The following is a 23,028-nucleotide window of genomic DNA, read 5'->3' on the forward strand; positions in this document are numbered from 1 at the left end:
CAGGAGCGTTCAGGCCTCGTATCGACGTGCCGAGGGGGCGCGCTGAACGGGGGGTGAGGCGGTCTCACCCCTCCGGGTGAGGGTGAACCTCGACCGGCGGGACGCCGGGTGACCCGTGCGGGGGAGGGGTCAGGGCGCCCACCAGGCGCCGTGCCGGTGGGTCAGCGGGATGCGCAGCTCGCCGCCGTCCTCGGTGGAGACCACGACCTCCACCAGCGTGATGCGGACGGGCGGCCCGTCGTCCTCCGGCTCCAGCACGCTGCCGCTGGCGAGGGGGATCGGGGGCACGACGAGGACGTCGTCGCGCGACGGCGGCTCGGCCAAGACGATCCTCCTCAGGTGCGGTGGTCGGTCCCACCGTAGGGCGCGGTGTTCCGGACAGGCATCGGGCCGGGCAGTTCCTCCCTGGTGGGAGGTCTGCCCGGCCCGGTGTCGCCGAAGGCGGCGGTCGGCTCAGCGCTCGCCCAGCGGGACGAAGCCCCGCTCGGTCTCGCCGGTGTAGAGCTGACGCGGGCGGCCGATCTTGGTGGCCGGGTCGGCGATCATCTCCCGCCACTGCGCGATCCACCCGGGGAGCCGGCCGAGGGCGAACAGCACGGTGAACATGCGGGTCGGGAAGCCCATCGCCCGGTAGATCAGGCCGGTGTAGAAGTCGACGTTCGGGTAGAGCTTGCGCTGGATGAAGAAGTCGTCGTTGAGCGCGATCTCCTCGAGCTGGCGGGCCAGGTCGAGCAGCTCGTTGTTCCCGCCCAGCTTGTCGAGGACGGTGTCGGCGGTGGACTTCACGATCGCCGCGCGCGGGTCGTAGTTCTTGTAGACGCGGTGGCCGAAGCCCATCAGCTTGACGCCGGGCTCCTTGTTCTTCACCCGCTCGACGAAGCGCGGGATGTTCCCGCCGTCGGCCTGGATCGCCTCCAGCATCTCCAGCACCGACTGGTTGGCGCCGCCGTGCAGGGGGCCGAAGAGCGCGTTGATGCCGGCGGAGACCGAGGCGAACAGGTTGGCGTGCGAGCTGCCCACCAGGCGCACGGTCGACGTCGAGCAGTTCTGCTCGTGGTCGGCGTGCAGGATGAACAGCCGGTCCAGGGCCCGCACCAGCTCCGGGTCCTGCTCGTAGGGCTCGGCCGGGAACCCGAAGGTCATCCGCAGGAAGTTCTCGACCAGCCCGCAGGAGTTGTCCGGGTAGAGGAACGGCTGGCCGACCGACTTCTTGTACGCGTAGGCCGCGATGGTCGGCAGCTTCGCCAGCAGGCGGAGGGTGGAGATCTCCACCTGCTCCTCGTCGAAGGGGTCGAGCGAGTCCTGGTAGAAGGTCGACAGCGCGCTCACCGCGGACGACAGCACCGGCATCGGGTGCGCGTCGCGGGGGAAGCCCTTGAAGAACTGCTTGAGGTCCTCGTGCAGCAGGGTGTGCCGGCGGATCCGCTGGTCGAACTCGCCGAGCTGGTCGGCGGTGGGCAGCTCGCCGTAGATCAGCAGGTAGCTGGTCTCGAGGAAGCTCGAGTGCTCCGCGAGCTGGTCGATCGGGTAGCCGCGGTAGCGCAGGATCCCGGCGTCACCGTCGATGTAGGTGATCGCCGAGGTGCAGGCGGCGGTGTTGACGAAGCCGATGTCGAGGGCGACCTTGCCGGTCGTCGACAGGAGCTTGCTCGTGTCGTAGCCGTCGGACCCCTCCGAGGCCTTCACGACGGGCAGGGGCAGTTCTCCACCGGGATAGCGCAGGGCTACATCAGAGTCGGTCACGATCTCGGACGCTACTGCGCCCGGCGGCGGGTCGCCGCCCGGGCCGTCCCCGCGGGGCGGGCGGTCACGAGTTCGTCATGACCCCCCGCCCCGGGACGCCGATCAGGGATGCGTCATGGACAGGACGTCGAGGGCGGCGTCGAGCTGCTCCTCGGTGAGCTTCCCCTGCTCCACGTAGCCGCGCTCGACGACGACCTGGCGGATGGTCTTCTTCTCCTTGAGCGACTGCTTGGCCACGATCGCCGCCTCCTCGTAGCCGATGTACTTGTTCAGCGGCGTGACGATCGAGGGGGAGGACTCGGCCAGCTCCCGGCAGCGGTCCACGTTCGCCGTGATGCCGTCGACGCAGCGGTCGGCCAGCAGCCGGCTCACGTTGGCCAGCAGCCGGATCGACTCCAGCACGTTGCGCGCCATCAGCGGCAGCGTCACGTTGAGCTCGAAGCTGCCGGTCGTCCCGGCGAACGCGACGGCGGCGTCGTTGCCGATGACCTGCGCGGCGACCTGGACGGTCGCCTCCGGGATCACCGGGTTCACCTTGCCCGGCATGATGGAGCTGCCCGGCTGGAGGTCGGGCAGGAAGATCTCCCCGAGGCCCGTCCGCGGACCGGAGCCCATCCAGCGCAGGTCGTTGGCGATCTTCACCAGGCCGACGGCGATGGTGCGCAGCTGGCCGGACGCCTCCACCAGCCCGTCGCGGGAGCTCTGCGCCTCGAAGTGGTCGCGCGCCTCGGTCAGCGGCAGGTCCAGCTGCCCGGCCAGCCGCTCGATGATGGCGGCGGCGAACCCGGGCGGGGTGTTGATGCCGGTACCGACGGCGGTGCCGCCCAGGGGCAGCTCGCCGACGCGGGGCAGGGAGGCCTGCAGGCGTTCCACGCCGTAGCGGACCGCCGCCGCGTAGCCGCCGAACTCCTGGCCGAGGGTGACCGGGGTGGCGTCCATGAGGTGCGTGCGGCCGCTCTTGACCACCGTGGCGAACTCGTCGGCCTTGCGCGACAGCGACAGCTCCAGGTGCTGCAGGGCCGGGATCAGGTCGCGCACGATCGCCCCGGTCGCGGCCACGTGGATCGCCGACGGGAAGACGTCGTTGGACGACTGCGAGGCGTTCACGTGGTCGTTCGGGTGCACCGGCCGTCCGAGGGCCTCGGTGGCGAGGGTGGCGATCACCTCGTTGGTGTTCATGTTGCTCGACGTGCCCGACCCGGTCTGGAAGACGTCGATCGGGAAGTGCTCGTCGAACTCGCCGGTGGCGACCCGGGCGGCGGCGGCGGTGACCGCCTCGGCGATCTCGCCGTCCAGCACCCCGAGCTCGGCGTTCACCGTCGCCGCGGCGCCCTTGATGGCGGCCAGGGCACCGATGAGCTCGCGCTCGATGGGCGTGCCGGAGATGGGGAAGTTCTCGACGGCGCGCTGGGTCTGCGCACGCCACTTCGCCCAGGCCGGGACGCGGACCTCCCCCATGGAGTCGTGCTCGATGCGGTACTCGCTGCCGTCCTGCTGAGGGGCCACGCTGCGCTCCCGGTTGTGGTCGATGGTGACAGTGCTCCGGGAGGGACCCTAGACACCGGCGGGGGCGGCGGTCACCGGACGTGGGCGGCCCGGGCCGGGCACCGGCTGTGGCGGGAGGACCCGGGCCTACCATCCACGAGCGCTGATCCCGCCGTCCGTCCGAGGAGTGTCCCCATGTCGCAGCCGCCGTACCCGCCGCCGGACGGTGCCGACGAGCCCACCCGGCAGTTCGGCCCACCGGCGGGTGAGGGCGGGCGCGACGAGACCCGGCAGTTCGACCAGCCGCCGTACGGCCAGCAGGGGCAGCAGCCCTACGGCCAGCAGGGGCAGCAGCCCTACGGCCAGCCGGGCCAGCCACCGTACGGCCAGCCGGGCCAGCCACCATACGGCCAGCCGGGGCAGCCACCGTACGGCCAGCAGCCCTACGGCCAGGCGGGTCAGCAGCCCTACGGTCAGCAGCCCTACGGCCAACCGGGGCAGCCGCCGTACGGCCAGCCGCCCTACGGGTACGGGCAGCCGGGCCAGCAGTGGGGCCCGCCCGGCGGGCCGCCGCCGTCGGGCAACCGGAGCACGTTGATCGCGCTGGCGGTGGCCGGCGTCGTCGTCCTGGCGGCCGTCGGCATCGCGCTGTGGATCCTGCTGGCCGACGACGGGGTGGACACCACGGCGGCGCCGACGAGCTCGGCCCCGGGCACGAGCAGCAGCGAGCCGCGCACCTCCACGTCCGAACGGACCACCTCCTCGAGCCCCCGGACGTCGGCCACCCCGCCGCAGTCCGAGCCGGCGGGGGAGCTCCCGCCGGCGACCGTCACACCCGACGGGCTGGGCGAGGACCCGGTGATGGACGCCTACGCGCAGGACTGCTACGCCGGGGACATGGTGGCCTGCGACTCGCTGTACTTCGAGTCGGAGCCCGACTCGGCCTACGAGGTCTACGGCGACACCTGCGCCGGCCGGCAGCCACCGGGCACGGACACCTTCTGCACGGAGAGCTTCCCGAACGGCTGACCGGGGGAGCGGCGGCCCGCACCTGGCGTGGGTGCGGGCGCCGAGCGTCGTCCGGAGCCGGTGTCCGTCGGCTAGCGTCGGGCCCGTGACCGACGACGAGAACCTCGCCGGCCCGCCGGCCGTCCGGGCCTCCGACGCCGACCGGGAGGTGGTCGTCTCGCGGCTGCAGACCGCCGTCGCCGAGGGGCGTCTCGACCTCGACGAGTTCGGCCAGCGCGCCGAGGCGGCCTACGCGGCGTCGACCCGCGCCGAGCTGGACCAGCTGGTGGCCGACCTGCCGTCCGACGCCGCTCCGCGCGTGCAGATCGTGGGCCAGCGCACGGCGGAGGAGGTGACCAGCGTCTTCGGCGACATCACGCTGACCGTGACGGCGGCACCACCGCAGCGGGTCGGCACGGTGTTCGGCGACATCCGCATCGACCTGCGCGGGCTGCGGACCGACGCCGACCGGATCGACCTGACGCTCAGCACGGTCTTCGGCGACATCGACGTCATCGTCGCCGAGGGGGTGGACGGGGAGCTGCACGGCCGGACCGTGTTCGGCGACCGGAAGGTCGAGCTGGCCCCCCTGCCGAGGCTGGCGGGCACGCCGCTGGTCGTCGTCCACGCGAAGGCGATCTTCGGCGACCTCCGGCTGCGCAGTCTCGCACCGGGGGACTCACCCAGCCGCTGGGGCGCCCTGATGGAGAAGCTGGCCGCCCGCAAGCAGCTCCCGCCGCGGCCGCCGGCGACGGGTGCGCCGCCGCCGTTCCCGCCGCCGCCGATCTGACCGGCGGCGGGACGGCGCCGTCCCGGTCTGCACGACCGGGCGGTCAGGGCTCCCGGTCGAAGGGGACGGCGGAGTAGGCGCGCAGCTTCTCCAGCGAGTGCAGGCTGTCGATCGAGCGGATCGTGCCCGACCTGGACCGCATCACCAGCGACTGCGTGGTGCAGCCCCCGGAGCTGTAGCGAACGCCGCGCAGCAGCTCGCCGTCGGTGATGCCGGTGGCGACGAAGAAGACGTCGCCGCGGACCAGGTCGTCGATGTGCAGCACCCGGTCGAGGTCGTGGCCGGCGTCGATCGCCTTCTGCCGCTCGTCGTCGTCCTTGGGCCAGAGCCGGCCCTGCAGCGCCCCGCCCATGCACTTCAGCGCGCAGGCGGTGATGATCCCCTCCGGCGTCCCCCCGATGCCGAGCAGCAGGTCCACGCCGGTGCCCTCGCGGGCGGCCGCGATCGCGCCGGCGACGTCGCCGTCGGTGATGAACCTGATGCGGGCGCCGGCCTCCCGCACCTCCTGGACCAGCGTCTCGTGGCGGGGCCGGTCGAGGATGCAGACGGTGACGTCGCCGACGGCGCTCTTCTTGGCCTTGGCGATGCGGCGGATGTTCTCGGCGACCGGGGCGGTGATGTCGACGACGTCGGCCGCGGCGGGACCGGTGGCCAGCTTCTCCATGTAGAAGACCGCCGACGGGTCGTACATGGCGCCCCGCTCGGCGACGGCCATGACGGCGATGGCGTTGGGCATGCCCTTGGCCATCAGGGTCGTGCCGTCGATCGGGTCGACGGCGACGTCGCACTCCGGCCCCCGGCCGTCACCGACCTGCTCGCCGTTGTAGAGCATCGGCGCCTCGTCCTTCTCGCCCTCCCCGATCACCACGACGCCGCGCATGCTGACCGTGCCGATGAGCGCCCGCATGGCGTCGACGGCCGCGCCGTCCCCGCCGTTCTTGTCGCCCCGGCCCACCCAGCGCCCGGCGGCCATGGCCGCGGCCTCGGTGACCCGGACGAGCTCGAGGGCCAGGTTGCGGTCCGGGGCGGGCCGGTCGGTGCGGAAGCCGCCGCTCGTCGGGACGGGGCCTTCGGGCACGGGCAGCGACACGGGACCTCCTGGGAAAACGGACCCCGTCCTCCCGCCCTCCGCGGACTCGGGGCAAGGACGGGGCCATGGGCGGCGAGGTGGCAGAGCGTTGCTGCGATCCTAGGTGCATGACCGGACCCGGCCCGACGAGCGAGCACACGACCGACCGCACCGGGGAGGTGCCGCCGGTCTCCCCGGCGATCCAGCGGGCGAACCGGATGAACGCGGCCAACATGGTCCGCTCGCTGCTGCCGCTGGTGGTCATCTGCCTGCTGATCGTCGCGTGGCAGGCCTTCCGCTCCGGTCCCGACGTGGGGGTGCGGACGGTCGACCCGTCCTCGTCGGTCCAGCTCGCCGCCGCACGCGCCGGGTACCAGCTGCTCGTCCCGGCCGGGCTGGACGAGGACTACCGCACGACCAGTGCCCGCACCGACGCCGGCAACGCCGGCGAGGGCGACCCGGTCACCCTCGAGATCGGCTACCTGACGCCGGAGGAGGAGTACGCCGGTTTCGTGGTGAGCGACGACCGGGACGCCGATCCGCTGGCCGCGGTGCTCGACGGCGCGCAGGAGCAGGGCAGCGTCGACCTGGCCGGCGAGAGCTGGACCCGCTCGACGACGGTGGACGGCGAGACCGCGCTGTGGCGGGAGGCGGACGGGGTCACCGCCCTGGTGACCGGCTCGGCTTCCGACGAGGAGCTGGAGACGGTGGCGGCGGCCGTGGCGCCCTACCGGGGCTGAGCGGCCGGCCGGCCGGATGACGATCCCGTGTCGGACATCACGACCTGGTGTCTGCCGGGTGCGTCGCGTGGTGGCCGGCTCCGGCGTCCGGGACGCTCCGCACCATCAGCCACGCGAGTTCCCCTCGCACGCTTTCGGAGGAGCACCGATGCCCTTTCGTGCCGACTGCCCCGGTGGTGACCACCGGCCCCCGTCCACCGGTGGTTCGTGCGACTGCGGGATGGTGACCCGCGTGCCGAGCCGGCCGGACCTGCCGGCGCCGCTGCCCCTGGTGGCGCCGGACGTGCGGGACCTCCTGGCCCGCTGCCTCTACGACGGGCCCGGCGACCCGCTGGCCGCGGACGCCGCCGATCACCGCCCGGACGACCTGCGGATGTCGGGCATCCTGCGGCGGCGCGCCGACCGGATGATCGCCGCGATGGCCGCTGCCGGTCTCGTGGTCACCGCGGACACCGGGCTCTCCCGGGTCGCCTGACCGCCCGGCGGGCGGTGCCGGTCAGGCCTGCTCGGCACCGCCCGGCGGGGCGGCCGCGGCCAGGCGTTCCCTGGCCCGGTCCAGCCAGTGCTGGCACAGCGTGGCGAGTTCCTCGCCGCGCTCCCAGAGGGCCAGTGACTCCTCGAGGGTGAGGCCGCCGGTCTCCAGCCGGCGGACCACGTCGGCGAGCTCCTCGCGGGCCTGCTCGTAGGTGGTCGTCGGCTCCGGGCCGGTCGCTGGGTTCTCGGCGCTGGTCGCTGGGTTCTCGGCGCTGGTCATCGCTGCCCATCCTCGTCGGTGCCGTCGTCGGTGCCGCCCTCGACCCGCACGGTCAGCCGGCCGCCCGCGACCCGGACGCGCAGCCGCTCGTCCGGCGTGACCTCCGCCGGGTCGCGCACCAGCGCTCCGTCGTCCTTCTGCAGCACGGCGTACCCGCGCTCGAGCGTGGCGGCGGGGGAGAGCGCGGTGACCCGGGCGCGGGCGTGCTCGAGGTCGCGCTCGGCGCCCTCGACCCGGTGCACGAGGGTCCGGCGGGCGCGGTTGCGGAGCGACACGACGTCCTCCTCCCGCCCGTGCAGGAGCCGGTCGGGCGAGGCCAGCACCGGCCTGCTCCGCATCGACTCCAGCCAGCGCTCCTGCTGCTCGAGCCGGCCGGTGAGCACGTGCCGGGCCCGGGACCGCAGCCCGTCGACGAGCCGGCGCTGCTCGCCGATCTCCGGCACCACGCGGTGGGCGGCGTCGGTGGGGGTGGCGGCGCGGACGTCGGCGACGTGGTCGACCAGCGTGGTGTCCGTCTCGTGCCCCACGGCGGTGACGACCGGCGTGCGGGTCGCGGCGACGGCCCGCACCAGGCCCTCGTCGGAGAAGGGCAGCAGGTCCTCGACCGACCCGCCGCCGCGGGCGATCACGATGACCTCGACGGTGGGGTCGGCGTCGAGCCGGCGCAGCCCGTCGATGACGTTCTGCGCCGCCTGCGGGCCCTGGACCGCGCAGTTGACCATCGCGAAGCGGATCGCCGGCCAGCGTCGGCGGGCGGTGACCAGGACGTCGCGCTCGGCGGCGCTGTCCCGGCCGGTGATGACGCCGACGACGGCCGGCGCGAAGGGGAGCGGACGCTTGCGCGCGGCGTCGAAGAGCCCCTCGGCGGCCAGCAGCCGGCGGATGCGCTCGATCCGGGCCAGCAGCTCGCCGAGGCCGACGGCGCGGATCTCGGTGGCCCGCAGCGAGAACGAGCCGCGGGCCACGTAGTAGTCGGGGCGTGCGCGCACGATCACGCGGGCGCCCTCGGTCAGCTCCAGCCCGGGGCGCTCGGCGACGTCCCGGTGGCAGGTGACCGGCACGGACAGGTCGGCCGCCCGGTCCCGCAGGGTGAGGAAGACCGTCGCCGCCCCACCGCGGCGGGACAGCTGGGCCACCTGCCCCTCCACCCAGACCTCGCCGAGCCGCCCGATCCAGTCGGCGATCTTGCGCGCGACGGTGCGGACCGGCCAGGGCGCCTCGGGAGACGATGGTGCGGTCACCCCGAGAGCCTGTCATGGCCCCTCTGCAGGGCCCCGCACCGAGCCTGTGAGGTAGACGGGCCGTCGATCAGGTGCCGCGCGGGGCCAGCGGGCTGGACTCGACCGCCTGCTGCTCGAGCTTCTCCAGCCGGTTGCGCAGCAGCCGCACGTACGGCTCCCGAGCCCGGGTGGCCTCCTCGTAGGCGAGCAGCTCCTGCACGGTGCTGAGCGTGTAGCCGCGCAGCCGCCCGCGCAGCTGGGCGATGGAGAAGCTGTCGTAGCCGTCGACCGGCGCGGCACCGGCGGCCTGGGACCCGGACAGCTCGCTGGCTCCCTGGGGGTCGTCGGTCGGAGCGGTGGCGGACGTCTCGCCGACCGCGTCGACGGCCGCACCCTCGGCGATCGCCCGGTCCTCCGCCGCGGTGTCGGCCGGGCCCTCGTCGGTGCGGACGCCGGCGGCCGCGGCCACGTCGGAACCGCTCTCGTCCGTGGCGGTGGCCGGCCCGGCGTTCGTGCCCGTGGCAGCGGTGTCGGTGGCGGCGGTGTCGGTGGCGGCCGTGTCGGTGGCGGTGTCCGTGCCGGCGGCCGCCGTGTCGGTGTCGGTGGACGCCTTGCCGGCCTTGCCCTTGGCGGCCTTGCGCGGCTTGGGGGCCTTCGCGGCCTTGGCCGCCTTCGTGGCCTTGGCCGGCTTCACGGCCTCGGCCGGCTGCTCGGCCTCGGCCGGCTGCTCGGCGGCCGGGGCGCCGGGTGCCTCCGGAGCGGCGACGCCCTCGTCGGTGACCGCGGCCTCGACGGTGGCGACCTCCCCGTCCGGGGTGAGGACGTCGACGTCGGTGGCCACGTCCGCGGTCGGCTCGCTCGCGGCGGTGGACGGTTCGTCGGACTCCAGCAGCGCGGACTCCAGCGCGTCGGCGTCCTCGGTGGCCGGGGCGTCCTGGACCACGGACAGCGGCGGGGCGTCGGGACCGGTCTCCTCGAGGGTGGGCGCCTGGTCGACGAGCTCGTCGATGGCGATCTCGTCGAGGATCTCCTCGATCTCCGGTGCGTCCTCGACGATCTCCTCGATCGACTGCTGGCCGGTCTCGACCTGGTCGGCCAGCTCGTCGACGACGGCGGTGACCGCGTCCGCGGGCGGGTCGGCGGGCAGGGCGTCGACGTCGCCGTCGCCGTCGGGGAGCGTCTCGTCGACGGCGACGGTGTCCCCGGCCCGGTCGAACGCGGACTCCCGGTAGCCGTTGGACGGCCGGGTGACGGTGACCGGTTCGACGTCCTCGTCGTCGTCGAAGGTGGCCAGGCCCGGCTCGTTCTCGCCCCGCAGCCCGGTGAACAGCTCGTCGCCGCGGGCCACCAGGCCGGCGTACTGCTGCTGCACCTTCATGGCGTGCTGCATCGCCATGCCGATGAGGCGCACCGGGATGCCCGGGAGCGTCTCCGGGAGCTTGCGGGCCTCGTCCAGCACGGTGGCGGCCAGACCGGCGGCAGCGCGGACAACCTCAGGGATCTCTCGGGCCATGGGCACAGCCTGCCCCACATCCCGCGAGCCGACACCCGATGTGGGCAGATCCACCCGGGGAGGTGGCCGTGTCCGGTCCCACCCGGCGGAACCGGGGGCTCCGTGCCGACCCCGCCTACGATGGGTGGCATGGCTGATCAGCGCGGACGTGTCCTGCTGGCCGATCCCCGGGGCTACTGCGCCGGCGTGGACCGGGCGGTGGTGGCCGTCGAGCGGGCCCTGGAGATCCATGGCGCCCCGGTCTACGTCCGCAAGCAGATCGTCCACAACAAGCACGTGGTCGCCACGCTGGAGCGGCGCGGGGCGATCTTCGTCGAGGAGACCGACGAGGTGCCGGAGGGCTCGGTCGTCGTGTTCAGCGCGCACGGGGTCTCCCCGGCGGTGCACGAGCAGGCGGCCGACCGTCAGCTGCGCACCATCGACGCGACCTGCCCGCTGGTGACGAAGGTGCACCAGGAGGCGAAGCGGTTCGCCCGGGACGACTTCGACATCCTGCTCATCGGTCACCGCGGCCACGAGGAGGTCGAGGGCACCGCCGGCGAGGCGCCGGCCCACGTGCAGCTGGTCGACGGGCCCGACGACGTGGCCAACGTGCAGGTCCGGGATCCGGAGAAGGTGGTCTGGCTGTCGCAGACCACGCTGTCGGTCGACGAGACGCTGGCGACGGTGGACCAGCTGAAGAACCGTTTCCCGGGGCTGCAGTCACCGCCCAGCGACGACATCTGCTACGCCACGCAGAACCGGCAGCAGGCCGTGAAGCAGATGGCCGCCGAGTGCGACCTGGTGCTGGTGGTCGGCTCCACCAACTCGTCGAACTCGGTGCGGTTGGTCGAGGTGGCGCTGGAGGCCGGCGCCCGCGACTCGCATCTGGTCGACTTCGCCGCCGAGATCGACCCGGCGTGGCTGGACGGCGTCGGGACGGTCGGCGTGACCAGCGGGGCGTCGGTGCCGGAGGTCCTGGTCAGCGAGGTCCTCGACTGGCTGGCCGAGCGCGGCTACGCCGACGTCGAGACGGTCAAGGCCGCCGAGGAGCGGCTGGTGTTCGCCCTGCCGCACGAGCTGCGCCGCGCCGAGAAGGCGGCCGAGGCGGCCGGGGCGGCCAGGGACTGACCGCGACCGGTCAGCGCCGGGCGGCCGCCCGGACCAGGGCCAGCACCAGGGCCACCCCGGTGGCGATCGCCATGGTGGGGAACCCGCGGACCAGCAGGGTCGCGACCGTCGCGAGGTTGAAGTTGGCCGACGGGGCCAGGCCGATGTTCAGCAGCGCCACGCCGACGAAGACCAGCGGGGGCGCGACCACGACGGACACCAGGTCGCGACGACGGACGACGAGTGCCGCCAGCACGGTGGCGCCGACGAGCGACCCCAGGGTCACCAGGCCCAGGCCGATGCCGATGAACGAGTCGGCGGCCGCGCCGGTGAGGGTGATCAGGAACATGCCGATGACGGCGACGACGCCGCGCATCCGGCCGCCCCGCCCGGCCGACGTGCCCGTCTCGCGGCCGCGCGCCCCGGCTGAGCTCCGGGGGGCGGGGCGCGGGTCGCCGTACTCGTCGTAGTCGTCGACGCGGGGGCGGGGGGCCTCTGCGCGGCGACGCGCGGGCGGCTCCGGGCTCCGGCGGGCCGACGGTGGCCGCGGGCCTCCCTGCGGCCGCCCGGTACGAGCCGGGCGGGCCGCACGGGCCTCGGCAGCGCCCGGCACCCGACCCGGGCGGGCCCCGTTGCGAGGCCATGCATCAGCTGTCGCCATGGCACTCCTCCGTCCCCGTGCGGCCGTGGTCGGCCTCGGACGGCCGAACTGTTCGCGGTCACGGTAACCACCGAGCGCCCCACTGACGTGCAGGACGCCACCGAGTCGCGTCCGGACGGGCCCCGGGACGGACGGGTGGTGTCGGTGGGACGACCGGGGTCGGTGCGGTGACGGCGTGGCGGGCCGCTCAGCCGGTCGTGCCGTCCCGATCGCGGCGGTCCGCGACGTCCGCTCCGTCGAACGGCGGGCCGGTGGGGTGCAGGGTGCGGACGCTGGCCTCCAGCGGCTCCGGGGTGGGCACGGGGCTCTCGGCGATCCCGAGGTCGTCGAACCGGCGGGCGGCGGTGAGGACCGACCGCTCGTAGGAGCCGACCGTCTCGTTGAAGCGGGTCATCGTCGTTCCCAGGGCGGAGCCGAGGCGGGTCAGGTGGCCGGACAGCGTGCCCAGGCGGGCGTGCAGCCGCCGGCCGACCTCGAGCACCTGGTCGGCGTCGCGGGCCAGCCGCTCCTGCCGCCACGAGTAGGCGACGGTCCGGAGCAGCGCCAGCAGGGTGCTCGGGGTGGCCAGCACGACGTCGCGGGAGAAGCCGTACTCGAGCAGCCCCGGCTCGGCCTCCAGTGCCGTCATGAGGAAGCCGTCGGAGGGCACGAAGAGCACGGTGAACGGCGCCGCCGGACGGAAGGCGGTCGGGTAGCGGCGGGCGGCCAACTGGTCGATGTGCACCCGCAGCTGGCGGGCGTGCATCGCCACCCGCTGGTCGCGGACCGAGTGGTCGGTGGCCTGGACCGCCTCGATGTACCCGGTGAAGGGCACCTTCGCGTCGACGATCACCTGGCGGCCGTCGGAGAGCGTGACGACCAGGTCGGGCCGGACCCCGGCGCCCTCGTCGTTGGTGCCCCCGGGCTGCTCGACGAAGTCGCAGTGCTCCACCAGCCCCGCGACCTCCACGACCCGGCGCAGCTGGACCTCGCCCCAGCGACCGCGCACGTGCGGCGTGCGCAGCGCGGTCACCAGGGCCGCCGTCTCGTGCCGGAGCTGGGCGGAGGCCTGCCCGACGGTGCCCATCTGCTCGCGGAGCTCGCCGTGCGCGGTGGCGCGCTCGCGCTCCATGCCGGCCAGCAGCCGGTGCAGGTGGTCGAGCGACTCGTGCACCGGGTCGAGGCCGGCGCCCTCGGGCCGGCGGCGGGACAGCAGGGCGACGACGCCGAGAGTCACGGCAGTGGCCAGCAGGGCACCCACGAGGAGACCGGTGAGCAGGGAAGCGGCGTCCATGCGTCGCAGGGTGCCGGAAGCCACCGACAGTTCTCAGAAGGTGCTGGAACGGCCGCCCTTCAGGGGCCCGCGCCGAGCCTGCGAGGCGTGGGGGGAAGGGTGGTCCTTACTCAGGCGGCGGCGTGGGTGTGCTCGGCCTCGTGGTCGAGCAGCCACCGCTTGACCGGGGTGCCCCAGCGGAAGCCGCCCAGCCCGCCGTCGGACCCGAGCACGCGGTGGCAGGGCACGAACAGCGCCGTGGCGTTGCGGGCGCAGGCGTTCGCCGCCGCGCGGACCGCGGCCGGGCGCCCGCAGCGGGCGGCGAACGCGGCGTAGGTGTCCGGCCGGCCGGCGGGCACCGTCCGCAGCACCTCCCAGGCCTCCTGCAGGAACGGGCCCGACCGCTGGCGGACGACGACCCCGTCGATGGCGGTCAGGTCACCGGCGAAGAACTTCTCCACCTCGTCGAGGACCGGCAGCCGGTCGACGAGCTCGCTCCCGGCCGGCCGCAGCGAGGCGTGCACGACCGGGAGCAGGTCGGCGACGTCGGCGGTCCAGCCGCTGGCGATCACGACGTCCTGCCCGTCGGGGCCGGTGTCGACGACGACGGTGAACGGGCCGGGCGGAGTGGTCACGGTGGCGTGCCGGGCCGGGGTCGGGACGGTCATCAGGCGCTCCTCGGGAGGGCGGGGGCAGGGACGGGGCGGGTGAAGAGGGCGGGCACGGCGAGCGCCCACAGGTGCAGGACGGCGTAGGACCGCCAGGGCCGCCAGCGCGTCGCGGCGTCGGCGTCGGAGCTGCCGAGGGCGGCCAGCGACTTCCGCAGCGCGAGGTCGCCGGGCAGCCAGACGTCGGGGTCGGCCAGCCCGCGCAGGCCGACCAGCGCCGCCGTCCAGGGGCCGATGCCCGGGACGGCCAGCAGCGCCCTGCCGGCCTCCTCGCGGTCGGCGCCGGGATCGAGGGCGATGGCCCCGGAGGCGAGGGCGGTCGCCAGCGCGGCGACGGTCCGGCGGCGGGCGCCGGTCAGCCCGACCTCGCCCAGGTCGGCGTCGGCCAGCGCGGCCGGGCGCGGGAAGGCGTGGGTCAGCGTGCCCACCGGCTCGGCGAGCGGGGCGCCGGCACGCAGCAGGCGGGCGGTGAGCGTGCGGGCACCGGCGACCGACACCTGCTGGCCGAGGACGGCGCGGACCGCCAGCTCGTCCGCGTCGGGCGAGGCGGGGACCCGCCGTCCCGGGGCCGCGGCGACCAGCGGGGCGAGGGCGGGGTCGGCGCCGAGGACGTCGTCGACGGCGGCCGGGTCGGCGTCGAGGTCGAGCATCCGCCGGCAGCGGCTGACGGCCGCCCCGAGGTCGCGCAGCTCGGCCAGCCGCAGCCGGGCGACGACGCCGGTGCCGCCGCCGGGCGCGGGGGAGAGGCGCACGACGGCGGCGCCGTGCGGCAGGTCGAGCACGCGGGAGAACGTCGTGCCGTCCCACTCCTCGAGCCCGGGGACGGCGTGCGCGCCCAGGAACAGCAGCACCTCGGCGGCCTCGTACGGTGCCCGGGCCGCCAGCCGGAGGGTCAGCCATCCCGGGGCACCGCCGTCGCTCCCGCGGCGGGTGCGGCGCAGCTCCGTCGGCGTGGTCGCGAACACCTCCCGGACGGTCTCGTTGAACTGCCGGATGCTGGCGAACCCCGCCGCGAAGGCGACGTCGGCCATCGGCAGGTCGGTGGTCTCGACGAGCACCCGCGCGGTCCGGGCACGCTGGGCGCGGGCGAGCGCGAGCGGCCCGACGCCGAGCTCGGCGACCAGCAGCCGGTGCAGCTGGCGCTCGGAGTAGCCCAGCCGGGCGGCCAGCCCGGGAACCCCGGACCGCTCCACCTCGCCGTCGGCGATCAGCCGCATCGCCCGCGCGACGACGTCGGCCCGGACGTCCCACTCGGGCGAGCCCGGGACGGCGTCGGGGCGGCAGCGCCGGCAGGCGCGGAAGCCGGCGCCCTGGGCGGCGGCGGCGGTGCTGAAGAACGTGACGTTGCGGGCCAGGGGAGTGCGGGCCGGGCAGGACGGGCGGCAGTAGATGCCGGTCGTGCGCACCGCAGTGAAGAACCAGCCGTCGAAGCGGGCGTCGCGCCCGGCGACGGCGCGGTAACAGCGCTCGGCGTCCAGTGGCGGGGTCACGACGACGAGCATGCCAGTGGCGGACGACGTCCTCTGGCGGTTTTCGGACGTCGCCGTGCGACGGGGGATGTCGCCGTGGGTTCAGCGGGACGCGTCGAGGATCAGCACGCCGATGCCGTCGAGGAGCCGGTCGAGGCCGAACTCGAAGGACCGGTCGGAGTCGTAGGCGCCGAGCTCCTCGCCGGCCACCGGTCCCACCCGGGCGGCGGTCGGGTACCGCTGGGCGTCGAAGACCTGCGCGACGTAGGGCTCGGTGGCCGCCCACCACTGGTCCTCGGTGATGCCGGTCGCCCGCTCGGCGTCGGCCTTCTCCTGCACCCCGCCGACGGTGCCCCGCACGAAGCCGTTGACCAGCGTGACGAGCAGGTCCATCTGGATCTCGGACAGGCCGAGGCCGTCGACGGCGCGGAGCTCGAGCTCGTACTTGCGCATGATGCCCGGCCCGAGCGGGGGGCGGCCGGTGGACAGGTGGAGTGCCCAGGGGTGGCGCAGGAAGAAGTCCCAGTTGGCCCGGGCGAGCGTCCGGAGCCGGGTCCGCCAGGCCCCCGACGTCACGACGGCCTCGTCCGGGTACAGCTCGCCCAGGGCCGAGTCCAGCATCAGGTCGACGAGCTCCCCCTTGCCCGGCACGTGGGTGTAGAGCGTCATGGCCGCCACCCCGAGGTCGGCGGCGACGCGGCGCATCGACAGCGCGGCCAGTCCCTCGGCGTCGGCCAGCCGGACCGCGGCCGCGACGATGCCGTCGACGTCCAGCGCCGATCGCGGCCCGGGGCGCGACCCGTCGTCCCCGCCCGTGCGCCAGAGCAGGGCCATGCTGCGCGCCGGATCGCCGGTGCCGGTGAACTCCGTGGCCATGTCCCTCACTCTCCCGCATGCCCGCCGAGCCGCTGGCGACCGATCTCCGTACGGCGTACGGTGCAGAGTCGTCGAATCACGTACAGCGTACGGAGGTAGCTCGTGACCAGCGCGATCTCACTTCGAGGACTCACCAAGAGGTATGGGGAGAAGGTGGTGCTGGACGACGTCGACCTGGCGGTCGGGCATGGGGCGGTGTGCGCGCTGCTGGGCCCCAACGGAGCGGGCAAGACGACCGCGGTGCGCGTGCTGACCACGCTCACCCGGCCCGACGGCGGCCGGGTGGAGGTGGCCGGCGTCGACGTCGTCCGGCACCCGCGGGCGGCGCGTCGGCGGATCGGCCTGATCGGGCAGCAGCCCGCGGTCGACGACGTCCTGGCCGCCCGGGAGAACCTGGTGCTCTTCGCGCGGCTGCACCACCTGGACCGCCGGGCCGCGGGCGCGCGCGCCGACGAGCTGCTCGAGCAGGTGGGTCTGCCCGGTACGGGAGCGCAGCCGGTCGCCGAGTTCTCCGGGGGGATGCGGCGGCGGCTCGACATCGCGGCCGGGCTGGTGCTCGCACCGCTCGTGCTCGTGCTCGACGAGCCGACCACCGGCCTGGACCCGGCCGGCCGCCGCGACGTCTGGGACGCCGTCCGCGCACTGGTCGCCGGAGGGACGACGGTGCTGCTCACCACCCAGTACCTGGAGGAGGCCGAGCAGCTGGCCGACGACGTGTGCGTGCTCGACGGCGGCCGCGTCGTCGCCCGCGGCACCCCCCGGGAGCTGACCGCCGCGATCGGGGGTGACCGGCTGGAGCTGGTCGTCACCGACCCGTCCCGTGCGGCGGAGGCGGCCCTGCTGGCCGAACGGGTCGCGGCCGCCGGGGCACCGGAGGGGGCGGATGCAGGAGGGGAGCGGGTGGTGGTGCCGGTGTCCCGTCGCGCCGGCGTGGTCGGTGCGGTGGTCCGGGCCCTGGACGAGGCCGGGATCGCCGTCGACGACGTCGTCCTGCGTCCCACCACGCTGGACGAGGCGTACCTGCGGATCACCGGCCGGGACCGGGCGCGCACGGAGGTGCCGGCATGACCGCGACGACCCTGCAGGAGCCCGGGCCGGTCGAGCGGGCCCGGTGGGCCGCGACCGACGCGCTCACCGTGGCCGGTCGGGACGTCGCGCACTGGCGGCGGCGGCCGGGCGCGGTGCTGGTGGGGGCGCTCTTCCCGGTCCTCCTGCTGCTGATGTTCGCCTACCTGCTGGGCGGCGGGATGGTGGTGCCCGGTGGCGGGGACTACCGCGACTTCCTGGTTCCCGGGATGTTCGTCCTGGCCATGGTCTTCGGCGTCGAGGCGACGATGACCGCCGTCGTCACCGACACCGCGCGCGGCATCACCGACCGGTTCCGGTCGCTGCCGATGGCTCCGTCGGCGGTGGTCGCGGGCCGCTGCCTGGCCGACATGGCCTCCTCGGTGCTCGGCCTCACCGTCCTGGTCGCCGCCGCGCTGGCCGTGGGCTGGCGACCGGCCGGGCCGGGGTCGGCGCTGGCCGCGGTAGGGCTCCTGCTGTTGCTCCGGCTGGCCTTCCTCTGGATCGGGATCTACCTCGGGCTGCTGGTCCGGGACCCCTCGGGGGTCATGGCGGTGCAGATCCTGGTGTGGCCGTTCGCGTTCCTGTCCAACGTGTTCGTGGCCGCCTCGGCGCTGCCGGGGTGGCTGGCCACGCTCGCCGAGTGGAACCCGGTGGCCGGCACGGTGACCGCCGTCCGCGAGCTGCTGGGGTCGCCGACCGGCGACGGCGGCGGCTGGGCGACCGAGCACGCGACCCTGCTCGCTGTCGCCTGGCCGGTGGTGCTGACCGTGGTGTTCGCGGCGCTCAGCGTCCGCAGGTTCCAGCGGCTGTCGGCGTGAGGACCGAACCGTCGGACGGCGGCGCGATGATGCGCTAGCCACGGGGCGGACGGAGGTGGGATGTGGAGACGGCGCTCCTCGTCGGGGTGCGGGCGATCGCCCTCGCTCTGCCGGAGGCGTACGAGGAGCGGGCCTGGGTCGGCACCCGCTGGCGCATCCGGGGGCGCACCTTCGCCCACCTGCTCACCATCGAGGCCGGCCGGCCGCGGTCGTACGCGCGGGCGGCCGGCACCGACGGGCCCTGCCCGATCCTGACGTTCCGGTCCTCCGGGCTGGAGCTCGAGACGCTGCGGCGCACCGGCCCGCCGTTCGTCGCCCCACCCTGGCGCGGCGACGAGGTCGGCCTGCTCGTGGACGGCGACGTCGACTGGACGGAGGTCGCCGAACTGCTGACCGACAGCTACTGCCTGCTGGCGCCGAAGCGGCTCGCCGCCTCCGTGCTCCGGCCGGACGCCCCGTGACCCGGGTCCGCCGTCCACCGACCGGTGGACGGCGGACCAGCGCTTCGGCGGTCCCGCGCGGCGCCCCACCGGCAGCAGGGTCGTGCCATGACGACGACACAGGCCGCTCCCCGCCCGGGGACGACGGCGGCGCAGACGGAACCGGCCGTGCGGATGCGCGGGCTGCTCAAGCGGTACGGAGGCCGGGCCGTGGTCGACGGCCTCGACCTGGAGGTCGCCCGCGGCGAGGTCTTCGCGCTGCTGGGCCCCAACGGGGCCGGCAAGACGACGACGATCGAGATCCTGGAGGGGGTCCGGAAACGGGACGGCGGTGAGGTGCGCGTCCTCGGCGTCGACCCGGCCGTCGGCGGACGCGCGTGGCGGGCGCGCCTCGGCGTCGTCAGCCAGGGCGAGGGAGCCGCCCAGGAGCTGAGCGTCCGGGAGATCCTCGACCACTTCGCCGGCTACCACGCCACCCCGCGGCCGACGGCGGAGCTGATCGCCGCCGTCGGGCTCGAGGAGAAGGCCGGCACGCGCGTCAGCCGGCTCTCCGGTGGGCAGCGCCGCCGCCTCGCCGTCGCCCTCGGCGTCCAGGGCCGGCCGGAGCTGGTGTTCCTCGACGAGCCGACGACCGGGATGGACCCGGTCGCCCGCCGGCAGTTCTGGGAGCTGATCCGCGGGCTGCGCGCCGACGGGGCCACCGTGCTGCTGACCACCCACTACCTCGACGAGGCGGCCGAGCTGGCCGACCGGGTCGGCGTCGTCGCCGAGGGCCGGCTGGTCGACGTGGCGCCGCCCGGGGAGCTGGGCGCGGAGCTGCGGCGGGCGGCCACCGTCCGGTGGACCGAGGACGGCGCCGTGCGCGAGGTGCGCACCGAGTCGCCCGCCGCCGTGCTGCGCGACCTGCTCGCCGGTCCGGGGGACGTCCCCGGGCTGACCGTCACCCGGCCGACCCTGGAGGACGTCTACCTCTCCCTGGTCGCCGCCGCGTCCACCGCTCGCACCGCTGCCGAGGGAGACCCCCGATGACCGCCGTCCTGCCCGTGACTCCCGCACCCCGCCCCGCGCCGCCGTCCGCTGCCCGGATCGCCGTCCGCCGGGTGGGGCTGGAGCTGCGACTGTTCTTCCGGGAGCGCCAGCAGGTGGTGTTCTCCTTCGCCTACCCGGTGATCATGCTGGTGATCTTCGCGGCGGTGCTGGGTGGCGACGAGCGGCCCGGCGACGTCCCGTTCACGCACTACTTCCTGGCCGGCATCGCGGCGACCGGGATCATGCTGACCAGCTTCCAGGCCATCGGGACCTCGATCGCCACCGAGCGGGAGAACGGTCAGCTGGAGCGGCTGCAGCTGCTGGGCACGCCGCCGGTGGCCTACTTCGCGGGCAAGGCCGGCCAGGTGCTGGTCACCACGGCGGCGCAGCTGGCGCTGCTGCTGCCGCTGGCGCGCTACGCCTACGACGTCCCCATGCCCGCCGACCTGCAGCACTGGCTGACCTTCGGCTGGGTGGCGGTGCTCGGTGCGCTGGCCGGCACGGTGCTGGGCGTCGCCGTGTCGGCCCTGCGCGGCAGCGCGGCGTCGGTCACCACCGGGATCTCCGCCGTCGCGATCGTGCTGCAGTTCTTCTCCGGGGTCTTCTTCGGCTTCACGGAGCTGCCGAGCTGGATGCAGCAGACGGCGGCGCTCCTCCCGCTCAAGTGGCTGACCCAGGGCATGCGGTCGGCGTTCCTCCCCGAGCAGGCCGCCGCGTTCGAGGTCGCCGGGAGTTGGGAGCACGGCCGGACCGCCCTGGTGCTTGCCGCGTGGGTGATCATCGGTGCCGTGATCTGCGCGCGCACGTTCCGCTGGCGCCGGGCGACGTGAGCCTCCGGCACCGGCTGGCCGCCGCCGTCGTCCCTCCCGCGGAGGACGACGGCGGCGAGCCGCTGTCCGCACGCGGCTGGCGGGCCACCGTCGTCGGGATGCACGTCATCTCGGCGGCGCTCTGGGCGCTGGCCGTGGTCAGCGTGCTGTCCGCGGAGGTGGTGGACGTCGGGGAGCGGGGCCCGGTGCTGGCCGTCCTCGGGGCGCTGGCGCTCAGCTACGCGTTCGCCGGCGGTCCGGCGCTCGACGGCGGGCACCGCTGGCGGGCGCTCGTCCACCTCGTCGTGGTGGTCGTGTCCTTCGGTCTGATCGGTGCGCTCGCCCCGGGCCTGCTGTTCCTGCTCTTCCTCGCCTACCCGCAGGTGTGGTTCGTCGTCCAGGGGACGCGGACCGGGGTGTTCTGGACGGTGCTGCTCGCGATCGCGAGTGCGGTGGGCCCGCTGACCGACGCGGGGGCCGGGGAGTCGACGCTCGAGGTCCTGCGCGAGTCGATCATCAGCCTGGTGTTCAGCCTGGCGCTCGGGCTGTGGATCAGCCACGTCCTGCGGCAGAGCGCCGAGCGGGCCTCGCTCATCGCGGAGCTGGAGCGGACCCGTGCCGAGCTGGCCGGGCTGCACCACGCGCAGGGGATGGTCGCGGAGCGGGAGCGGCTGGCCCGGGAGGTGCACGACACCCTGGCGCAGGGCTACACGAGCATCGTCGTCCTGGCGCAGACGGCCGCTGCCGCTCTGCCGCCGGGCAGCGCGGGTTCCGCCGAGCGGCTGGCACTGATCGAGGAGGTCGCCCGGGAGAACCTCGCCGAGGCCCGGGCGATGGTGGCCGCGTTCTCCTCGGTCGCCCTGGACTCGGCGACCCTGGTCGAGGCGCTGGAGCGGCTGGTCGACCGGTTCGGGCGCGAGACGGGCCTGACCACCCGGCTGGACACGGCGGCCCTGGGGGACGGCGGGACGGAGCTGAGCCGCAGCGAGGAGATCGTGCTGCTGCGCGGCGCGCAGGAGGCGCTGGCCAACGTGCGCCGGCACGCGGCCGCGACGGCGGTGGTGCTGCGGATCGGCCGGGTCGGGACGGGGGAGTCGGCGCAGGTGTCGGTGCACGTGGAGGACGACGGGGTCGGTTTCGACCCGGCGTCCGCGCCGGGGGTCGGCCTGGCCGGGCTGCGCGATCGCGCCGAGGAGGTCGGCGGTGCGGTCGACGTCGTCTCGGCACCGGGCGAGGGGACACGGGTCACCGTCCGGGTGCCGGCCCGATGAGCGACGCGAGTCCCACCACGAGCCCGGTGCGGGTGCTGGTGGTCGACGACCACCCGGTGGTGCGCGGCGGCGTCGTCGGCTGGCTGGCGGCGCAGCCGGACATCGACGTCGTCGGGGAGGCCGGGGACGGGCTGGAGGCGCTCGCGCTCGTCGCCGAGCACGCGCCGGACGTCGTCCTGATGGACCTGCGGATGCCGCGTCTGGACGGCGTCGCGGCGACCGGACGGATCGCGGCGGCTCATCCGGGCGTCCGGGTGCTGGTGCTGACCACCTACGACACGGACAACGACATCGTGCGGGCGGTGGAGGCCGGCGCGACCGGCTACCTGCTCAAGGACACCCCGCTGCCCCAGCTCGCCGACGCGGTGCGGGCCGCGGCCCGGGGCGAGACCGTGCTGGCGCCGCCGGTCGCGGCTCGGCTGGTGTCGCGGATGCGGGCGCCGGCGGTGGAGGCGCCTACGGCGCGGGAGCTCGAGGTGCTGGCCGGCGTGGCGCGCGGGCTGACCAACGTCGAGATCGGGCGGGAGCTCTTCATCGGGGAGGCGACGGTGAAGACGCACCTGCTGCGGGTCTTCGCCAAGCTCGGTGTCGACGACCGGACCCGCGCGGTGATGGTGGCCGTCGAGCGCGGGCTGCTGCCGTCGCCGGGTGCGTGACGACGCTTCTCTCGGAGCTGCACGAGGTGGCTGTCAAGACCTCTCGGAGATCTGTGGACAGGCCTCTGACCTGGGGATTCGCGTCTCTCGGGTGACTCGATCGCGGTAGACTTCGAACACGTGATCGAGTGGTGTGGAGGTGTCGTGGGCGAGCTGGCATCGGCGCTGGACGCGCTCGCCGACGACGATCTGCACGCGCTGGTGGCCCCGCAGCTGCTGGACCGGACCGCGGAGCTGGTGCGGGCCCGGAACCGGATCGACGCCGAGCTGTCCCGCACCGTGCGGCACGCGGAGAACGTGCAGGCTCCCGAGCACGACGGGCAGAAGTCGATGGCGTCCTGGCTGCGCGGGCACGGCCGGCTCTCCCCGGCTGCGGCGGCCCGGCTGGTGCGGGCCGGGCGGGCGCTGGAACGGTTGCCGATGGTGGCGGCCGCGGCAGGCGCGGGCGGGGTGTCGGCCGAGCAGGTGGCCGAGGTGGCCCGGGCGGTCACCCCGCGTGCGCTGGGGCTGGCCGCCGACCAGGGCATCGACCTGGCCGCGGTCGATGCGGCGTTCGCGCAGGTCGCCGTGGTCGGGGGGCACCAGGAGCTGGTCGCCGTC

Annotated in this window: 25 protein-coding genes; 13 read left to right on the forward strand and 12 right to left on the reverse strand. The window is 74.9% G+C overall.

Annotated elements, in window-relative coordinates; translation table 11 throughout:
* Positions 1–129 precede the first annotated feature (129 nt).
* From BM142_RS21080 to BM142_RS21090, 3 genes are all read right to left on the reverse strand, one after another.
* Positions 130–324 (reverse strand): hypothetical protein, encoded by a 195-nt coding sequence (locus BM142_RS21080; protein WP_092202970.1) that lies wholly within the window; start codon positions 322–324, stop codon positions 130–132.
* Positions 325–453: 129 nt separating this feature from the next.
* Positions 454–1,743, reverse strand: a complete 1,290-nt coding sequence (locus BM142_RS21085; protein ID WP_254791121.1) for a citrate synthase — start codon at positions 1,741–1,743, stop codon at positions 454–456.
* A gap of 102 nt (positions 1,744–1,845) precedes the next feature.
* Positions 1,846–3,249 (reverse strand): class II fumarate hydratase, encoded by a 1,404-nt coding sequence (locus BM142_RS21090; protein WP_092202974.1) that lies wholly within the window; start codon positions 3,247–3,249, stop codon positions 1,846–1,848.
* Between the two features lie 174 nt (positions 3,250–3,423).
* Here BM142_RS21090 and BM142_RS21095 point away from each other — a divergent pair, with 174 nt between their 5' ends.
* Positions 3,424–4,257, forward strand: coding sequence for a hypothetical protein (locus tag BM142_RS21095; protein ID WP_092202976.1), 834 nt, complete (start codon positions 3,424–3,426; stop codon positions 4,255–4,257).
* Positions 4,258–4,342: 85 nt separating this feature from the next.
* Positions 4,343–5,026, forward strand: coding sequence for a DUF1707 SHOCT-like domain-containing protein (locus tag BM142_RS21100; RefSeq protein WP_092202978.1), 684 nt, complete (start codon positions 4,343–4,345; stop codon positions 5,024–5,026).
* Between the two features lie 43 nt (positions 5,027–5,069).
* On the opposite strand, the gene glpX is transcribed toward BM142_RS21100, so the two are convergent.
* A complete protein-coding gene (gene glpX, locus BM142_RS21105; protein WP_217640831.1) occupies positions 5,070–6,116 on the reverse strand; it encodes a class II fructose-bisphosphatase in 1,047 nt (348 codons plus the stop codon).
* A 107-nt stretch (positions 6,117–6,223) separates the two neighbouring features.
* Here glpX and BM142_RS21110 point away from each other — a divergent pair, with 107 nt between their 5' ends.
* Positions 6,224–6,835: a DUF4245 domain-containing protein gene (locus tag BM142_RS21110; protein ID WP_092202980.1), complete on the forward strand. Its 612-nt coding sequence runs from the start codon at positions 6,224–6,226 to the stop codon at positions 6,833–6,835.
* Positions 6,836–6,983: 148 nt separating this feature from the next.
* A complete protein-coding gene (locus tag BM142_RS21115; protein WP_139228974.1) occupies positions 6,984–7,310 on the forward strand; it encodes a hypothetical protein in 327 nt (108 codons plus the stop codon).
* A 21-nt stretch (positions 7,311–7,331) separates the two neighbouring features.
* Here the strand turns inward: BM142_RS21115 and BM142_RS21120 are convergent, their stop codons facing one another.
* The 3 genes from BM142_RS21120 to BM142_RS21130 form a co-directional block, all read right to left on the reverse strand.
* Positions 7,332–7,589 carry an exodeoxyribonuclease VII small subunit gene (locus BM142_RS21120; RefSeq protein ID WP_092202983.1) on the reverse strand — a complete coding sequence of 86 codons (258 nt, stop codon included), beginning with the start codon at positions 7,587–7,589 and terminating at the stop codon, positions 7,332–7,334.
* Positions 7,586–8,830 carry an exodeoxyribonuclease VII large subunit gene (xseA, locus tag BM142_RS21125; RefSeq protein ID WP_092202985.1) on the reverse strand — a complete coding sequence of 415 codons (1,245 nt, stop codon included), beginning with the start codon at positions 8,828–8,830 and terminating at the stop codon, positions 7,586–7,588. The genes BM142_RS21120 and xseA overlap by 4 nt, the downstream gene beginning before the upstream one ends.
* Positions 8,831–8,897: 67 nt before the next feature.
* Positions 8,898–10,322: a hypothetical protein gene (locus BM142_RS21130; protein ID WP_139228975.1), complete on the reverse strand. Its 1,425-nt coding sequence runs from the start codon at positions 10,320–10,322 to the stop codon at positions 8,898–8,900.
* Positions 10,323–10,451: 129 nt separating this feature from the next.
* Here BM142_RS21130 and BM142_RS21135 point away from each other — a divergent pair, with 129 nt between their 5' ends.
* Positions 10,452–11,432: a 4-hydroxy-3-methylbut-2-enyl diphosphate reductase gene (locus tag BM142_RS21135; protein WP_092202989.1), complete on the forward strand. Its 981-nt coding sequence runs from the start codon at positions 10,452–10,454 to the stop codon at positions 11,430–11,432.
* 10 nt (positions 11,433–11,442) lie between these two features.
* Here BM142_RS21135 and BM142_RS21140 read toward each other — a convergent pair whose 3' ends face one another.
* The 5 genes from BM142_RS21140 to BM142_RS21160 form a co-directional block, all read right to left on the reverse strand.
* Positions 11,443–11,787 carry a DUF6542 domain-containing protein gene (locus BM142_RS21140; protein WP_092202991.1) on the reverse strand — a complete coding sequence of 115 codons (345 nt, stop codon included), beginning with the start codon at positions 11,785–11,787 and terminating at the stop codon, positions 11,443–11,445.
* Between the two features lie 472 nt (positions 11,788–12,259).
* Positions 12,260–13,345 (reverse strand): DNA recombination protein RmuC, encoded by a 1,086-nt coding sequence (locus BM142_RS21145; protein WP_092202993.1) that lies wholly within the window; start codon positions 13,343–13,345, stop codon positions 12,260–12,262.
* A 110-nt stretch (positions 13,346–13,455) separates the two neighbouring features.
* Positions 13,456–13,992 carry a methylated-DNA--[protein]-cysteine S-methyltransferase gene (locus tag BM142_RS21150; protein WP_092202995.1) on the reverse strand — a complete coding sequence of 179 codons (537 nt, stop codon included), beginning with the start codon at positions 13,990–13,992 and terminating at the stop codon, positions 13,456–13,458.
* Positions 13,992–15,482, reverse strand: coding sequence for an AlkA N-terminal domain-containing protein (locus tag BM142_RS21155; protein ID WP_305764378.1), 1,491 nt, complete (start codon positions 15,480–15,482; stop codon positions 13,992–13,994). The genes BM142_RS21150 and BM142_RS21155 overlap by 1 nt, the downstream gene beginning before the upstream one ends.
* An 81-nt stretch (positions 15,483–15,563) precedes the next feature.
* The gene (locus BM142_RS21160; protein ID WP_092202999.1) at positions 15,564–16,337 is read right to left on the reverse strand and encodes a TetR/AcrR family transcriptional regulator; all 774 of its coding nucleotides are present in this window, start codon (positions 16,335–16,337) and stop codon (positions 15,564–15,566) included.
* A 102-nt stretch (positions 16,338–16,439) separates the two neighbouring features.
* On the opposite strand from BM142_RS21160, the gene BM142_RS21165 reads away from it, so the two are divergent.
* From BM142_RS21165 to BM142_RS21200, 8 genes are all read left to right on the forward strand, one after another.
* Positions 16,440–17,405 (forward strand): ABC transporter ATP-binding protein, encoded by a 966-nt coding sequence (locus BM142_RS21165; RefSeq protein WP_092203001.1) that lies wholly within the window; start codon positions 16,440–16,442, stop codon positions 17,403–17,405.
* Positions 17,402–18,223, forward strand: a complete 822-nt coding sequence (locus BM142_RS21170; RefSeq protein ID WP_092203003.1) for an ABC transporter permease — start codon at positions 17,402–17,404, stop codon at positions 18,221–18,223. Before BM142_RS21165 ends, BM142_RS21170 begins: the two co-directional genes overlap by 4 nt.
* Before the next feature lie 62 nt (positions 18,224–18,285).
* Positions 18,286–18,684 (forward strand): MmcQ/YjbR family DNA-binding protein, encoded by a 399-nt coding sequence (locus BM142_RS21175; protein ID WP_092203005.1) that lies wholly within the window; start codon positions 18,286–18,288, stop codon positions 18,682–18,684.
* 87 nt (positions 18,685–18,771) lie between these two features.
* Positions 18,772–19,692, forward strand: coding sequence for an ABC transporter ATP-binding protein (locus BM142_RS21180; protein WP_092203007.1), 921 nt, complete (start codon positions 18,772–18,774; stop codon positions 19,690–19,692).
* Positions 19,689–20,522 (forward strand): ABC transporter permease, encoded by an 834-nt coding sequence (locus BM142_RS21185; protein ID WP_092203009.1) that lies wholly within the window; start codon positions 19,689–19,691, stop codon positions 20,520–20,522. Before BM142_RS21180 ends, BM142_RS21185 begins: the two co-directional genes overlap by 4 nt.
* Entirely contained in the window at positions 20,519–21,772 is a 1,254-nt protein-coding gene (locus BM142_RS21190) for a sensor histidine kinase (RefSeq protein ID WP_092203011.1), read from the forward strand. The genes BM142_RS21185 and BM142_RS21190 overlap by 4 nt, the downstream gene beginning before the upstream one ends.
* Positions 21,769–22,428 carry a response regulator gene (locus BM142_RS21195; RefSeq protein WP_092203013.1) on the forward strand — a complete coding sequence of 220 codons (660 nt, stop codon included), beginning with the start codon at positions 21,769–21,771 and terminating at the stop codon, positions 22,426–22,428. The genes BM142_RS21190 and BM142_RS21195 overlap by 4 nt, the downstream gene beginning before the upstream one ends.
* Positions 22,429–22,572: 144 nt before the next feature.
* On the forward strand, positions 22,573–23,028 hold a 456-nt coding region (locus BM142_RS21200; protein WP_139228976.1), incomplete at its 3' end, for a DUF222 domain-containing protein.

Origin of the sequence: Blastococcus tunisiensis, from assembly GCF_900112815.1 — a bacterium.
Classification (GTDB): domain Bacteria; phylum Actinomycetota; class Actinomycetes; order Mycobacteriales; family Geodermatophilaceae; genus Blastococcus_B; species Blastococcus_B tunisiensis.

Excerpts from the sequence above, each read along its gene's own strand:
- BM142_RS21170 (WP_092203003.1), top strand. The coding sequence starts at position 17,402 with ATGACCGCGACGACCCTGCAGGAGCCCGGGCCGGTCGAGCGGGCCCGG.
- BM142_RS21115 (WP_139228974.1), top strand. The coding sequence starts at position 6,984 with ATGCCCTTTCGTGCCGACTGCCCCGGTGGTGACCACCGGCCCCCGTCC.
- BM142_RS21160 (WP_092202999.1), bottom strand. The coding sequence starts at position 16,337 with ATGGCCACGGAGTTCACCGGCACCGGCGATCCGGCGCGCAGCATGGCC.
- BM142_RS21135 (WP_092202989.1), top strand. The coding sequence starts at position 10,452 with ATGGCTGATCAGCGCGGACGTGTCCTGCTGGCCGATCCCCGGGGCTAC.
- BM142_RS21145 (WP_092202993.1), bottom strand. The coding sequence starts at position 13,345 with ATGGACGCCGCTTCCCTGCTCACCGGTCTCCTCGTGGGTGCCCTGCTG.
- BM142_RS21140 (WP_092202991.1), bottom strand. The coding sequence starts at position 11,787 with ATGCGCGGCGTCGTCGCCGTCATCGGCATGTTCCTGATCACCCTCACC.
- BM142_RS21150 (WP_092202995.1), bottom strand. The coding sequence starts at position 13,992 with ATGACCGTCCCGACCCCGGCCCGGCACGCCACCGTGACCACTCCGCCC.
- BM142_RS21120 (WP_092202983.1), bottom strand. The coding sequence starts at position 7,589 with ATGACCAGCGCCGAGAACCCAGCGACCAGCGCCGAGAACCCAGCGACC.
- BM142_RS21095 (WP_092202976.1), top strand. The coding sequence starts at position 3,424 with ATGTCGCAGCCGCCGTACCCGCCGCCGGACGGTGCCGACGAGCCCACC.
- BM142_RS21110 (WP_092202980.1), top strand. The coding sequence starts at position 6,224 with ATGACCGGACCCGGCCCGACGAGCGAGCACACGACCGACCGCACCGGG.
- BM142_RS21195 (WP_092203013.1), top strand. The coding sequence starts at position 21,769 with ATGAGCGACGCGAGTCCCACCACGAGCCCGGTGCGGGTGCTGGTGGTC.
- BM142_RS21180 (WP_092203007.1), top strand. The coding sequence starts at position 18,772 with ATGACGACGACACAGGCCGCTCCCCGCCCGGGGACGACGGCGGCGCAG.
- BM142_RS21185 (WP_092203009.1), top strand. The coding sequence starts at position 19,689 with ATGACCGCCGTCCTGCCCGTGACTCCCGCACCCCGCCCCGCGCCGCCG.
- BM142_RS21130 (WP_139228975.1), bottom strand. The coding sequence starts at position 10,322 with ATGGCCCGAGAGATCCCTGAGGTTGTCCGCGCTGCCGCCGGTCTGGCC.